General features: G+C 71.1%; 11 protein-coding genes. 4 read left to right on the top strand and 7 right to left on the bottom strand.

Annotated elements, in window-relative coordinates:
- Positions 1 to 31: 31 nt before the first annotated feature.
- From VKN16_18825 to VKN16_18810, 4 genes are all read right to left on the bottom strand, one after another.
- Positions 32 to 475 carry a DUF6569 family protein gene (locus VKN16_18825; GenBank protein HME96267.1) on the bottom strand — a complete coding sequence of 148 codons (444 nt, stop codon included), beginning with the start codon at positions 473 to 475 and terminating at the stop codon, positions 32 to 34.
- A gap of 78 nt (positions 476 to 553) precedes the next feature.
- Positions 554 to 988 carry a TA system VapC family ribonuclease toxin gene (locus VKN16_18820; protein ID HME96266.1) on the bottom strand — a complete coding sequence of 145 codons (435 nt, stop codon included), beginning with the start codon at positions 986 to 988 and terminating at the stop codon, positions 554 to 556.
- Entirely contained in the window at positions 985 to 1,230 is a 246-nt protein-coding gene (locus tag VKN16_18815; GenBank protein ID HME96265.1) for a DUF2191 domain-containing protein, read from the bottom strand. Before VKN16_18815 ends, VKN16_18820 begins: the two co-directional genes overlap by 4 nt.
- A 139-nt stretch (positions 1,231 to 1,369) precedes the next feature.
- Positions 1,370 to 1,735 carry an STAS domain-containing protein gene (locus tag VKN16_18810; GenBank protein HME96264.1) on the bottom strand — a complete coding sequence of 122 codons (366 nt, stop codon included), beginning with the start codon at positions 1,733 to 1,735 and terminating at the stop codon, positions 1,370 to 1,372.
- Positions 1,736 to 1,868: 133 nt separating this feature from the next.
- On the opposite strand from VKN16_18810, the gene VKN16_18805 reads away from it, so the two are divergent.
- Complete coding sequence (locus VKN16_18805; GenBank protein HME96263.1) at positions 1,869 to 4,787, top strand: anti-sigma factor antagonist; 2,919 nt, start codon at positions 1,869 to 1,871, stop codon at positions 4,785 to 4,787.
- Positions 4,788 to 5,125: 338 nt separating this feature from the next.
- On the opposite strand, the gene VKN16_18800 is transcribed toward VKN16_18805, so the two are convergent.
- Both VKN16_18800 and VKN16_18795 read right to left on the bottom strand, forming a co-directional pair.
- Positions 5,126 to 5,923 carry an alpha/beta fold hydrolase gene (locus VKN16_18800; GenBank protein HME96262.1) on the bottom strand — a complete coding sequence of 266 codons (798 nt, stop codon included), beginning with the start codon at positions 5,921 to 5,923 and terminating at the stop codon, positions 5,126 to 5,128.
- Between the two features lie 22 nt (positions 5,924 to 5,945).
- Positions 5,946 to 6,476 carry a DinB family protein gene (locus VKN16_18795; protein ID HME96261.1) on the bottom strand — a complete coding sequence of 177 codons (531 nt, stop codon included), beginning with the start codon at positions 6,474 to 6,476 and terminating at the stop codon, positions 5,946 to 5,948.
- 424 nt (positions 6,477 to 6,900) lie between these two features.
- On the opposite strand from VKN16_18795, the gene VKN16_18790 reads away from it, so the two are divergent.
- Complete coding sequence (locus VKN16_18790; GenBank protein ID HME96260.1) at positions 6,901 to 7,287, top strand: hypothetical protein; 387 nt, start codon at positions 6,901 to 6,903, stop codon at positions 7,285 to 7,287.
- A 55-nt stretch (positions 7,288 to 7,342) separates the two neighbouring features.
- Here VKN16_18790 and VKN16_18785 read toward each other — a convergent pair whose 3' ends face one another.
- A complete protein-coding gene (locus VKN16_18785; protein ID HME96259.1) occupies positions 7,343 to 8,137 on the bottom strand; it encodes a class I SAM-dependent methyltransferase in 795 nt (264 codons plus the stop codon).
- 147 nt (positions 8,138 to 8,284) lie between these two features.
- Between VKN16_18785 and VKN16_18780 the strand changes: the two genes are divergently transcribed.
- Both VKN16_18780 and VKN16_18775 read left to right on the top strand, forming a co-directional pair.
- Positions 8,285 to 9,640: a response regulator gene (locus VKN16_18780; GenBank protein ID HME96258.1), complete on the top strand. Its 1,356-nt coding sequence runs from the start codon at positions 8,285 to 8,287 to the stop codon at positions 9,638 to 9,640.
- The coding region (locus tag VKN16_18775; GenBank protein HME96257.1) for a response regulator at positions 9,637 to 12,794 on the top strand (3,158 nt) is incomplete at its 3' end. The genes VKN16_18780 and VKN16_18775, both read left to right, overlap by 4 nt.

The following is a 12,794-nucleotide window of genomic DNA, read 5'->3' as shown; positions in this document are numbered from 1 at the left end:
GCCAGCAGGTCGAGCCCCGCCCAGCGTCCCGCTATATAGACGATGGCGCCCACCTGGCCCGGCACGGGGGCGAGGCATAGAGCGAGGCGTCGCCCGGACGGAACCGGCGGTCGCGGTAGCCCCAGCGCCCCTGCTCGACGCAGCTCACCGGGATGGTGACCTCCGTGTGGGCCGCCACCAGCACCGTCGTGTTGAGGATGCGGTTCTGCTTGGCGCCGATCAGCTCCTCGCCGTCCAGCAGCAGGAGCGGCTGGTCGGCGTCGTTGGCCACCTTGAGGAACGCCACGGTGCCGGCCTCGCTCACCTCGGTCACGCGGGACCGTTCGCCCGACTCGTCGAGCGTGAGCCAGTCGGGATCGTCGAGGCTCGGCGCCAGCAGCGGCACGACGGCGACGGCGCCGTGGGTGACGGGCGCGGTGGTGAGAATCGTGGCCAGCAGATTGGCGACCTGCGGAACTTCGTTCAGCGTGGGCATGGGGTCCTCCTTCTCGGGTTCGGTCGGAGGACCAGCATGAATCCCTGGTGTGACAGGGAGGGTCGCGGATCGCCGCCGTCAGGCCACGAGCGGGTTGCGCACGCGCAGACCCGAGAAGCGGCTGAAGTCCCGGTCTGCCGTCCACAGCTCCCGCACTCCATGCAACCGGCACAGCGCGGCAATCCGCGCGTCGTGCACCTGGGCTCCGAGAATTCGTCCCGCCTCGAGGGCGGCACGCAGCTCCGGCCAGTAGCCCTCGGTCTCGGCGAGCAACACCACAGCGGGCGACTCCAGCCACGCCTCGATCTGGTCGATTGCGCCCGCGAGCGGAGTCGGGGGCAGGTAGATCCGGGGATGCGTCACGATCGCTACGAACTCGTGCAGGCATGGCCAGGGAATCGCCCACGGCGTGCGATCCTCGGCCAGCTCCGTGATGCGCGCAGCGGCCGCCTCGTGCCAGGGTGAGTCCTCCCGGTGCGTATATACGAGGAGGTTCGTGTCGACCGCGATCACGCGCCGCGGCCCTGGTAGATCGTGTCCCGGACCTTCTCCCACGGGGCCCCGGCCAGGTCGGGGTGCAGGCCGTCACCCTTGAAAGACGCCTTGCGGAGACGAAACGTGCCCTTGCGCTTCCGCTCGGCCAGCACGCGCCGGAGACCGTCCACGATCAGGGCCCGAACGGTGGTCTTCTCGTGGGCGGCTACTCGCCGCGCCTCCTTGAGAACGGCATCTGGAATCTCGACGGTGGTCTTCATATGGCTATATGTATCGGCACTGCTGTCTACCCGTCAAGTGCCTTCAGCCGGCGCCCGCGGCGTCGAGAACCCGGATCAGCACCCAGAACGTTGGCTGCAGCCCCAGGACGGCGACCCGAGCGTCACCCCGTGGTCGAGGTCAGGGCTGCGCCCGACGCTGCATCCGCTCGATGAACGCGTCCATCTGGGCGTCGTCGGCGAAGATGTCGATGGATGGCACGGCCTTCAGGATATCGACCACCCGCCGGACCGGCGGCTGCAGATGGGCGACTGCCACTCCGCCGCCTCTGGCCTCCAGCGCTTTCCGCGCCTTGACGAGGACGCGGATGCCTGCGCTGCTGATGTACTCGAGGCCGGCCATGTCGAAGAGGAGCGCGGTCGCGGACGAGAGGATGAGCTCGAGCCGCTCGTCGAGCATCGGCGCGGTCTGCGAGTCGAGGCGCCCGCGGAGGGCAACGCACCGGCCCCCGTTCCCCACCTCGGTGACCTCGATCTCGAGCCCCATGGTCCCGGCGCGGGCACGCTAGCACGCGGACCGCCCCGTCACAAGGAGGCGACACCCATGGGCGTGGCCCGCCGGAATGCGGCCGCCCGTCGGCGCCGTGCTAGGATCGGCTCGGGCCGTGGATACCCGGGGCGTGATCCGAGCGGGGACCGCAGCGCAGCGCCCGGGGCACCGAGGGCTCCCGCTCCGCGTGCTCATCGCGGGGCTGTTCGTCGGGCTCCTGGCCGCCGCGGGGGTCGCCGGCGTCGGCTACGGGTACGTGGTCACCTCGAGGCTCCTGCTGTCGGCCGGCGACGAGGAGTTCCTCCACGTCGCGGAGCGCACGGCGGGTCAAGTCCGGGACCTGCTCGCCCCCGCCCAGGTGCTCGTCCAGCTCCTCTCGCGCCACCGGCTCGCGGATGCCGCCGGCCGCGCCGCCCGCCCGGACTCCCTGCCCCTCTTCACGACGGCCCTGAACGAGCACCCCGAGATCTCCGCCGTCTACGTCGGCTTCGCCAGCGGAGAGTTCCTGCTGGCCCGCACGCTGCGAGGCGCCCCTTCCCAGATCGGCCGCGTGCCGCCGGAGGCCGTCTTCCTCGTCCAGAGCCGCCCCGCCGGCGAGGGCGCGATCCCGGGTCGGTTCCGCTACCTCGACCGGCAGCTGGCCGTGCTCGGCGACGAGTCCCGCCCCGACTACGTCTACGATCCCCGGACTCGGGGGTGGTATGCCCAGGCCATGACGGCGGCCGCGACCGTGCGGACCAAGCCCTACGTCTTCTTCACCACTCGCGAGGTGGGAACCACGATCGCCCAGCGGAGCGCGGACGGCCGGAGCGTGGTGGGCGCGGACATCACGCTGCAGGAGCTTTCCCGTCACCTCGCCCGATCCCGGGTCACGCCCTCCGCACGGATCGCCCTCGTCGACCGGCTGGGTCTCGTGGTCGCCCTTCCCGATGCCGGCCGGCTGGTGCGCATCGAGCCGTCCGGTGATCCGGCCCTCGTCCGGCTCGACGATCTCGGCGATCGCACCCTCGGCTCGCTCTTCGCCGCGGCCGCGCCGGCGTCGGGGGGCATCCCGCTCGTGATCGAGGACCGGGCCTGGATCGGCCTCCGCCGCCCCATCGAGGCGGGCACCGGGGAGCCGCTGATCCTGCTCCTGGCCGCCCCTCGTGACGAGCTGGTCGCCGGCGCCCGGGGTCTGGTGGAGCGCCAGCTCCTCATCGGTCTCGGGGTGCTCGGACTGTCCCTCGGCCTCGTGTGGCTCGTCGCCGGCCGGCTTGCGCGGCCGCTCGAGTCGCTGGCCGGGTCGGTGGCGCGCATCGGTCAGGGGGACCTCGACACCGCGCTGCCCCTCATCCAGAACCCGCGGGAGGTCGCGGCCCTGAGCGATGTCACCGACCGGATGCGTGTCCAGCTGCAGGACCACATCGCGGAGCGCGCGGAGCGGCTCGCCGCAGAGCAGCGGCAGGCCCGGGAGCTGGAGATCGCGCGGCAGATCCAGCGGTCCATGCTGCCCGTGGCCGGCGACAGCCCCCTGGATGGGCGGTTCGCGATCGCAGCCACGCTCCTGCCCGCTCGCGAGGTCGGAGGCGATCTCTACGATTTCTTCGTGCCGGACGAGCGCCGGCTCGTCTTCGCCATCGGCGACGTGGCCGACAAGGGCGTGCCGGCCGCGCTCTTGATGGCCCGCGTGACCGCACTCTTCCGCGCGATCGCCCCGGGCGAGACCGGGCCCGACGGGATCCTCCGCGAGCTGGACCTCCGTCTGTCGCAGGGCAACGACGCCTGCATGTTCGTCACGGCGGCGTGCGGTGTGCTCGACGGCGAGACCGGGGAGCTCCGGTACGCCAGCGCCGGCCACGAGCCGCCAGTTCTTCGACGAGCCGACGGCACGACCGTGGTGCTGGCCCCGGAGGGCGGACCGGCGCTCGGCCTGGATGGGAACGGCGCCTATCCCGTGTGGACGGGGCGCCTCGCTCCCGGCGACGCCCTCGTGCTCTGCACGGACGGGGTCACGGAGGCGTTCGACGTGGCCGGCGACGCTTTCGGACTGGAGCGGCTCCGACGCGTCGTGGCCGACACGCCGGCCGACGCCCTCCGCTCGCTGCCGGATCGGCTGGTCGACGCGGTCGAGCGGTTCGCCGCCGGCGGCGGCCCTCGCGACGACCTGGCGCTACTCGCGGTGCAGTACCGGCCGACGGACGTCGTGGCGAGCGGCGCCGGCGACGAGGGCTGGCGGCTGTCCGTCTCGGGTGCGCCGGAAGACATCGCCCGCGCGCAGCGGCGGATCGAGGGGATCCTGCTCGCCCGCGACGTGCCCCCGCCGATCGTTCACGACTGCGTGGTGGCGGCCGAGGAGGTGATGGGGAACATCGCGACGCACGCGTACGGCGGCCGGCCGAGCTGCGAGGCCGGCGTCGAGATCCGCCTGCTCCCCGAGGAGATCCAGATCCGATTCGAGGACGCCGGGCCGCCGTTCAATCCCCTCGAGCAGCCGGCGCCGGACGTCGAGGCGCCCATCGCCGAGCGTGGCGTCGGCGGGCTCGGCATCTTTCTGGTCCGGCAGCTCGCGGACCGCTGCGAGTACGCCCGCGAGGGATCGACCAACGTCCTCACCGTGCACCACCGCCGGCCGGCGGTGGCCCCGCGTGAGGCCTTCACCCGGGTACAGGAATCATTCGCCAGAGGAGGCACCATGGCGCTGGACATCGAAATCACCGACCAGGAAGCGGGCGGGCGTCGCGTGACGCTCCGGGGACGCCTCGACACTCTCACCGCGCCGCAGCTCGAGACCGCCCTGGCTCCGCTGCTCGACGCGCCGGCAGTCACGTCGATCGCCTTCGCGCTGGACGGGCTCGAGTACATCAGCAGCGCCGGGATCCGGTGCCTCATGCGGGCGCACAAGGCCCTCGGCGCGCGGGGCGGACGGGTCGCGATCGTCAACCCCCAGCCCGCGGTGCGCAAGGTGCTGGAGATCGTCAAGGCACTACCATCCGAACAGGTCTTCGGCAGCGACGCGGAGCTCGACGCCTATCTCAATGCCATGCAGCGAAAGGTCCGCGGCGACACGTAGCGGATCTTCTTCGGCCGCCGACCGCCACGAGCAGGCGCCAGCCGATCACCCGGCGCCCGTACCACGCACCTGGGCTCAGGCCGGTGCCTCGAGCTCCCCCAACGGGCGTCGGAGGTCGGCGCGGTCGAGTGGGTCAACGCCTTCCGGTCCGGGGACTACGCCGGACGGGCCATCTGGACGCCGCTTCACCGTGGGTTCCCGATCGCGGTGGTCGGATCGGCCGGTCGAGTCGAGGCAGAGCGAACGGCGGACCGGACCGAGTTCTGCCCGGGCGCGGACGCGCATACCCACTACTGCCAGTTGAGCTAACGCGCCGTTACCGGGACATCGTCCAGCGATCAGCGCGCGGCGCCGAGAAACGCCCGGATCGGCTCCCAGAACGCTGGCTGCAAGCCCAGGTCGTCGTGATTCGCCTCCGGGATCGCGACCCAGCGCTTCGGCCCGCCCCACGCATCGTAGAGGCGCTGCGAGCTGGCGAGCGGGACGACCTCGTCGCGCTCGCCCGCGATCGCGAGCAACGGCGCCATGATCCGAGGCGCGCGCTCGATCGAGTCGAAGCGGTGCCGCAGCAGCCAGCGCGCGGGCAGAAACGGGTAGTGGTGCCCGGCCAGGGCGACCATGCTGTCGTAGGGCGAGATGAGCACGACGGCACGCACCGGACGCCGGGCGGCGACGAACGTCGCCACGCCGGTGCCGAGGCTGCGCCCCACGAGCACGATCCGCGTCGCGTCGACATCCGGGCGGCGGGCGAGGGCGTCGAGCACCACCTCCGCGTCGGCGCACAGGGCCTGCTCGGAGGGGCGGCCTTCGCTCGCGCCATAGCCGCGGTAGTTGACGAGGGCGAGCGCCCAGTCACCGGGCCAGGGCTCGAACGCCTGCCCGGTGACGTCCTCGGCGTTGCCACCGTAGTAGACGATCAGCGGAGCGGGGCCGCCCCCCCGGGCCGGGACGAACCAGCCGCGAACGCGTGGCCCCTCGGGCGTCGCCAGGTCGACCTCCTCCACCGGCCGCGACGGACGCAGTCCACGCGGCGGCGCGGCGAGGTGCGGCAGGAACAGCATGCGGTCCTGCGCGAGAAACGCGGCCGCCGGCACGCCGAGCACGACGGCCGTCGCGAGCAGGAGCCAGCCGCTCACGCGCTCCCGGCGCCGCCGGCCGTCAGCGGCCGTGACGAGCGCGCTGGGCGGACTGCAACAAATCGATCGACTCGGCCGACCGGTTGAAGATGTCGGGCACGGGCCAGCCCTGGAGGCCGGCGTAGGAATCGATCTGGGAGCGGTGATGCACCTCGTGCTCGATCATCATCATGAGCAGGCGCCAGCCCGAGAGCGTGGCGCCCGGCGTATCGATCATGTCCACGCGGCGAGTGAGCCAGTCCTCGGGCGTCTCGCGCAGCAGCGCCACGAACCGCTCCGCCGACTGCTCGAGCCATGGCAGCCACGTCCGCTGATCGGCCGGGTCCGCGGTGGCTTCTCCCCAGATCCAGCCCTCGCCGCGATAGGCGCTGGCGAAGTACAGGCGAGAGCCACCGATGTGGGCGACGATCTGGCCGATGCTCCAGCCCGTCTCGCCCTCGATCGCCGGCGGCCGCCACGCCGCCGCTGCCGGGGGCAGCGCGGCGACGTCGCGCTCCGTTCTCCGCCGCACGCTGTCGAAGAACCGCAGGTACGAGGCCATGTCCGTGATCATGTGGTCCTCCTTCGGGAGCTATGCATCAGCGGGCGATCCCGGGGAAATCATGCACCTCCGGCGCCGGTACAGGCACCATTCACAAATGACAGGCCGCGCCGGCGGCACTCGCGGGCTCGCTCAGCATCTCGCTTTTCCCACGCCTCGCTGATGGCGCGCTGCTCGGCTGGCGACATCGAACACCCCTGGAGCGCACCGACCAGGAACACCCCACTCAGCACGGTGAGAATGACGCGTCTCAACCCTGAGCCCACCTACTCGATCGGCTGATCGGCCCGAACCCTCGCCGATCCATAGCAACCTCTCGGCTGGCCATTTTGGGCTCGACCTTACACCAGCGAGCTCACGATCTCGCTCGCAATCTCATCGCGCTCTCACCGCCCTCTCATCCTGGCCGCGTATCCTCTCGTCGGGAGGGCATGCCATGGATACGAATCCTCGGAAGCGGAACCTGAGCGAGCGATGGATGGGCGCCCGGCCGACCAAGACCGCGATGTTCTGGTCGTGGGTGCTGGTCGTGGTGCTGACCCTGATCGTCGGGTTCGAATGGGGCGGCTGGGTGACCGGACGGACCGCGAAGAGCATGGCCGAGGCGGCATCGAACGATGCGGTGCTCGCCCGCCTGGCGCCGATGTGCGTGGCGAAGGCGACGCACGACCCGCAGTGGGCGGAAAAGAAGAAGACGCTGGCCGCCACGCAGACGTGGGACCGCGGCGACTACGTGTCCCAGCAGGGGTGGGCGACGATGCTCCCGGAGAAGCAGGCGGATTCTCGGGTGGCGCGGGAGTGCGCCAGCCGGCTGCTGCAGTAGGCCGCCCCCTCACCCTGCCCTCTCCCCCTCGCGGGGGAGAGGGATCGGCGATCGCCTAGTGAATGGAGCGGCGGCGGAGGCGGCGGCCGACCTCGCGCCCCAAATCTCGCACGACCTGCCGTAGGGACACGGGAGCCGCCGCGCCGCGGAAGATCCCTTGGGTGAGCCGAAAGGGCGTGGGGACGGGACCGGGTCCTCGCCGCACGGCCGCGAAGCCTTGATGGACGCTCACGTCCGCGATCACGTCCGATCCCGTGCCGCCGGCCTCGATCAGCTCCGTCACCAGGCGAGTCAGGGGCACCTGCCCGGCGAAGGTCTGCTGGAACGCCGGCCAGTGGTACCAGGACCAGTCCTCGATGACGTACAGGCCGCCCGGGCGAAGGCGCGGCATCAGGGTCTCGAGACTCGACCGCGTCGGCGAATACAGGTGCGAGGCATCGTCGATGACGAGATCCAGCGGGCCATCGAACTCGGTCGCCACCAGCGTCTCCAGCCGCTCCGAATCTCCCTGGTCCACGCCCCAGTACACGCGCAGTCGGTCGGCCCGCTCCGCCACGTAGCGGTCGAAGGCGGCGGACTGGCTTCTCGGCGCCTTGTCGACCCCGACCATCCGCGCCGGCCTGAACGTTTCGGACCAGAAGGCCATGCTGCCGCCTTTCCACAGCCCGAGCTCGAGCACGCGCTCGACGCGGCCGGTCTCACGAGCCCAGAACGCTTCATACTGTGCGATCAGGCCGGGCCGCTTCCACAGCACCAGTTCGCTCGCCCCGGAATCTTGGGGATCGAGCGAGAAGCTCAGCCCGTGCCAGTGGAGACGCCCCTCCTCCCAAACCATCCCGTCGAAGATCATGCGGCCTCCGTGTGGATCCGACTGTACGGCACGTCTTCCGAGCTTGGGAAGGCCCACGCCGAAGCGATTCAAGGATGAGGCGGTTGCGCACGCGGACGCCCCGCGCATAATAGCGTCCAGCCGCCGGCCCGCGGTGGGAGGGCATGGATGCTCGTGCGGTTCTGGGGAACTCGTGGGTCCCTCGCCAAGCCGGGGCCCACCACGGTGCGCTACGGCGGGAACACCTCCTGTGTGGAGGTGCGGCTCGCCGATCAGACGCTCGTCGTGCTCGATTGCGGCACCGGCGCCCATGCGCTGGGACAGGCGCTGCAGTCATCGTGCGCGGGCCCGCTGCGTGGCCACCTGTTGATCACCCATACGCACTGGGATCACATCCAGGGCTTCCCGTTCTTTCAGCCGCTGTTCGTGCCCGGCAACGAATGGGATCTCTATGCGCCGGGGAGCGTCGGGCAACAGCTCGAAACGACGCTCGCCGGCCAGATGGAGTACACGTACTTTCCGGTGACCCTCGAGCAGCTCGACGCCACCATCCGCTTTCACGACCTCGTCGAGAGCCAGTTCTCCATCGGCCGGACCCGCATCGTCACGCAGTACCTGAATCACCCGGCGCTGACCCTCGGCTATCGCCTCGAATCCGACGACGTCACCGTCGTGTACGTCGCGGATCACGAGCCGCACATGCGCGGTCGCCCCGAGGACAGCCCGGCGTCGAGCACGGCGGGTGGGCCCCTGCACCGGGAGGACCAGCGGCACGTCGAGTTCTTGACGGGTGCGGACCTCGTCATCCACGACGCCCAGTACACGGCCGAGGAATATCCGAGACGGATCGGCTGGGGCCACAGCCCCGCCGAATGGGCGGTGGACTATGCGCTGGCGGCGGGCGCCCGGCGCCTGGCGCTCTTCCACCACGATCCCTCGCGCGACGACGACGCGGTGGACCGTCTGGTCGAGATTTGCCGTGAGCGGGTGATCGCGGTCGCCGGCCGCCTGGATGTGTTCGGCGCCGCCGAAGGCCAGGCGATCGAGGTGACGGCCGGCGAAGGAGGGGGCCCCCATCCCGCCAGCCCCAGAGCCCCCGCGCCCGAGGTGCCCGACACGTACGGGCCGGCGACGGTGCTGGTCGCCGACGACGATCCGACCATCGTGGCGCTCCTGACCGCCACCTTGCGGCAGGACGGCTTTCGGGTGCTCACCGCCGGCGACGGCGAGGCCGCGCTCCGCATGGCGCGCGCCGAGCGACCGGCCTTGATCCTGCTGGACTGGCGCATGCCGGCGCTCGAAGGGGTCGAAGTCACGCAGGCGCTGCGGAGCGACCCGGACCCGTATCTGCGCAGCGTGCCGATCGTGCTCCTCACCGGCGAAACCGGAAGCGAGAACACGGCGGCCGGTTTCGCCGCGGGCGTGACGGACTATCTGACCAAGCCGTTCAAGCCGCCGTTCGTGCGCGCGCGGGTCCGCGCCTGGCTCGTCCGCGGAAGCGCACCCAGCGCGACCGACGCATGACGGGTCCGCGCGAGGCCGTGCTGCGGTCGTCCTCGCGGGCCGCGGGTGTCGTCGCGCTCCTGATCAGCGCCGGCGCGCTCCTGGGGTGGCAGCTCGACGTGCCGCACCTCCGCGCCATGCTTCCCGGACATGTGGCCATGAACCCGACGACCGCGCTCGCGTTCATGCTGGCCGCGGGCTCGCTCTGGTCTCTGACCGGGGCCTTCGGCGCCCGGCGGGCCGTCTGGTGGGCGGCGCGGGTGGCGGCGAGCCTGGTCGTGGTCGTCGGCGCCGTCACGATCGCCGGCTATGTCGTAGGCCACAACGTCGGGCTGGATCAGCTGCTGTTCGGCGCCCGGCTGGGCGGCAACCGGATCGCGCCCAACACCGGGGTCAATTTCCTGTTCCTCGGCATCGCGCTGCTGCTGCTCGACCGGCAGGGCCGCCCGGGAGCGTGGCCGGCTCAGCTCCTGCTACTCGTCCCGATCACGATCTCCGCGACCTCGCTCCTCGGCTACGTGTACGGCGTCGGCGCCCTGTACGGCATCGCCCGCTACATCCCGATGGCGCTGCCGACCGCGATGGCGTTCCTCGCGCTCTCCCTCGGCGCCCTCTGGGCCCGGCCGCAGCGTGGCCTCGTCGCGGTGGTCACCGCCGATCATCCGGGCGGGGTCCTGGCGCGCCGGCTCCTGCCCGCCGCCGTCGTCATCCCGGTCTTGCTCGGCTGGCTGCGGCTCGTGAGCGACCGTCGAGAGCTCATGCCGCCCGAGCTGGGCCTGGCCATGACGGTGGTGCTGACCATCCTCCTGTTCACCGTGCTCATCTGGGCCACCTCCCGGTTCCTGAACCGAGTGGACGAGGGGCGCAAGGCCGGCGAGGACCGGCTGGTGACCCAGTATGCGACGACGTCCATTCTGGCCGAGGCCCCGACGCTCTCGGACGCGCTGCCCCGGATCCTGGAGGCGATCAGCAAGAGCCTGGATTGGAGCCTCGCGATTCAGTGGAGCCTCGACCGCGAGCACCAGGTGCTCCGGTGCGGCGACACGTGGATCGCGCCGCCCGCCCGCGGACAGGCGCTGGCCGACCAGAGCCGGGCCATGACGTTCACGCGCGGCGTGGGCCTCCCGGGGCGGATCTGGGCGTCGGGACGCTCCGCCTGGATCGTCGACGTGCAGCGGGACTCGAACTTCCCCCGCGGGTCCAGCGCGGCCGCGGACGGGCTCCACGGCGCGTTCGGATTCCCGGTGGTGGGCCCGAGCGGATTCCTCGGCGTGATGGAGTTCTTCAGCCCGGAGCTTCGCAATCCCGACGAGAATCTTCTGCGGATGTTCGAGGCCGTCGGTCACCAGATCGGCCAGTTCATCGAGCGCAAGCTCGTGGAGGCCGAGCTGGAGCGCGCCAAGGTCGCGGCCGAGGCCGCCACCCAGGCGAAATCCGAGTTCCTCGCCAACATGAGTCACGAGATCCGGACCCCGCTCAACGCGGTCATCGGGATGTCGACCCTCATGATCGACACCCGGCTCGACGCCCAGCAGCGGGAGTTCGCCGAGACCATCCGGACCAGCGGCGATCACCTCCTCACGCTCATCAACGACATCCTCGACTTCTCGAAGATCGAATCCGGCATGCTGGAGCTGGAGGAGGCCCCGTTCGACCTGCGCATCTGTGTCGAGGACGCGCTCCAGCTGGTCGCTCCCAAGGCGCGCGACAAAGGCCTGGAGCTCGCCTACCTCGTCGAGGGCGCGACCCCGGTCCTGCTGCGGGGCGACGTCGGCCGCGTGCGACAGGTCCTGGTCAACCTCCTGAGCAACGCGGTCAAGTTCACGGAAGCGGGCGAGATCGGCGTCTCCGTGCAGTCCCACGAGATCGCACCGCGGCGGCACGAGCTGCACTTCGCGGTCAGGGACACCGGCATCGGCATCCCCGCCGAGCGACTCGACCGCCTGTTCAAGTCGTTCAGCCAGGTGGACGCCTCGACGAGCCGCCGCTATGGCGGGACCGGGCTCGGGCTCGCCATCTGCAAGCGCTTGACCGAGCGGATGGGCGGCCGGATCTGGGTGGAGAGCGAGCCCGGCAAGGGCTCGACCTTCCACTTCACGATCCTCGCGGATTCGCTCGAGGGACTCGAGGCGAAGCGGCCCGACGACGACGCGGTGCAGCTCGGCGGCCGACGCGTGCTCATCGTGGACGACAACGCGACCAATCGCCGGCTCCTGCGTCTGCAGACCGAGAAGTGGGGCATGTTCAGCCGCGAGACCGACTCGCCGGCCGAAGCGCTGGCGTGGATCCGGCGCGGGGATCCCTACGACATCGCGTTGCTCGACTACCAGATGCCCGGCATGGACGGCATCTCGCTGGCGCGGGAGCTGCGGAAGCTGCCGGCCGCCCGCTCGCTGGCCCTGATTTTACTGTCATCGGTGAATCGACCGCCGATCGCCGACCAGGAGGAGACGCGATTCGCCGCCGTGCTCTCCAAGCCGCTGAAGCTCTCCCAGCTGCGGGAAGGGCTCTGGCACGCGCTCGGCGAGCATCCCGCTCCCTCGGCTCCCGTCGACCGGCCGGCCGAGCCGATCTCCTCCGCGCCCGTGCCGCTGCGGATCCTGCTCGCCGAGGACCATCTCCTCAATCAGCGCGTCGCGCTCCGGATGCTCGAGCGGCTCGGCTATCGGGCGGACGTGGCCGAGAACGGGCTGGAGGTCCTGGAGCGGCTGACCCAGGCCCCATACGATGTCGTCCTCATGGACGTGCAGATGCCGGAGATGAAAGGCCTGGACGCCAGTCGGGCCATCTGCGCGCGGTGGCCGGCGGCGGAGCGGCCGCGCATCATCGCGATGACCGCCGAGGCGATGGAAGGCGACCGTGAGATGTGCCTGGCCGCCGGGATGGACGACTACGTCGTGAAGCCGGTGAGCCTGGAGCAGCTGCGTCGTGCGCTCGCAGACAGCCGGCCCCTGCCGCCGCGGGCGAGCCCGCGAGCCGACGCGGGTCCTCCGTTCACGCCGGACGAGGTGCTGGATCGGAGCGTGCTCCACCAGCTCGCGGAGGACCTCGGCGGCGTCGACGCGCTCAAAGATGCCGTCAGGATATTCCTGAGCGCGACGCCGGGCCTGCTCGCGACGCTGCGCGACGCGGCCGCCCGAGGCGACGCCGCGGCGATCCAGCGCGCAGCCCACAC

It is taken from the genome of Candidatus Methylomirabilota bacterium (genome assembly GCA_035315345.1).
GTDB lineage: Bacteria > Methylomirabilota > Methylomirabilia > Rokubacteriales > CSP1-6 > CAMLFJ01.
The sequence above is the reverse complement of the archived record's forward strand: the minus strand, read 5'-3'. Positions and strand labels throughout refer to the sequence as shown.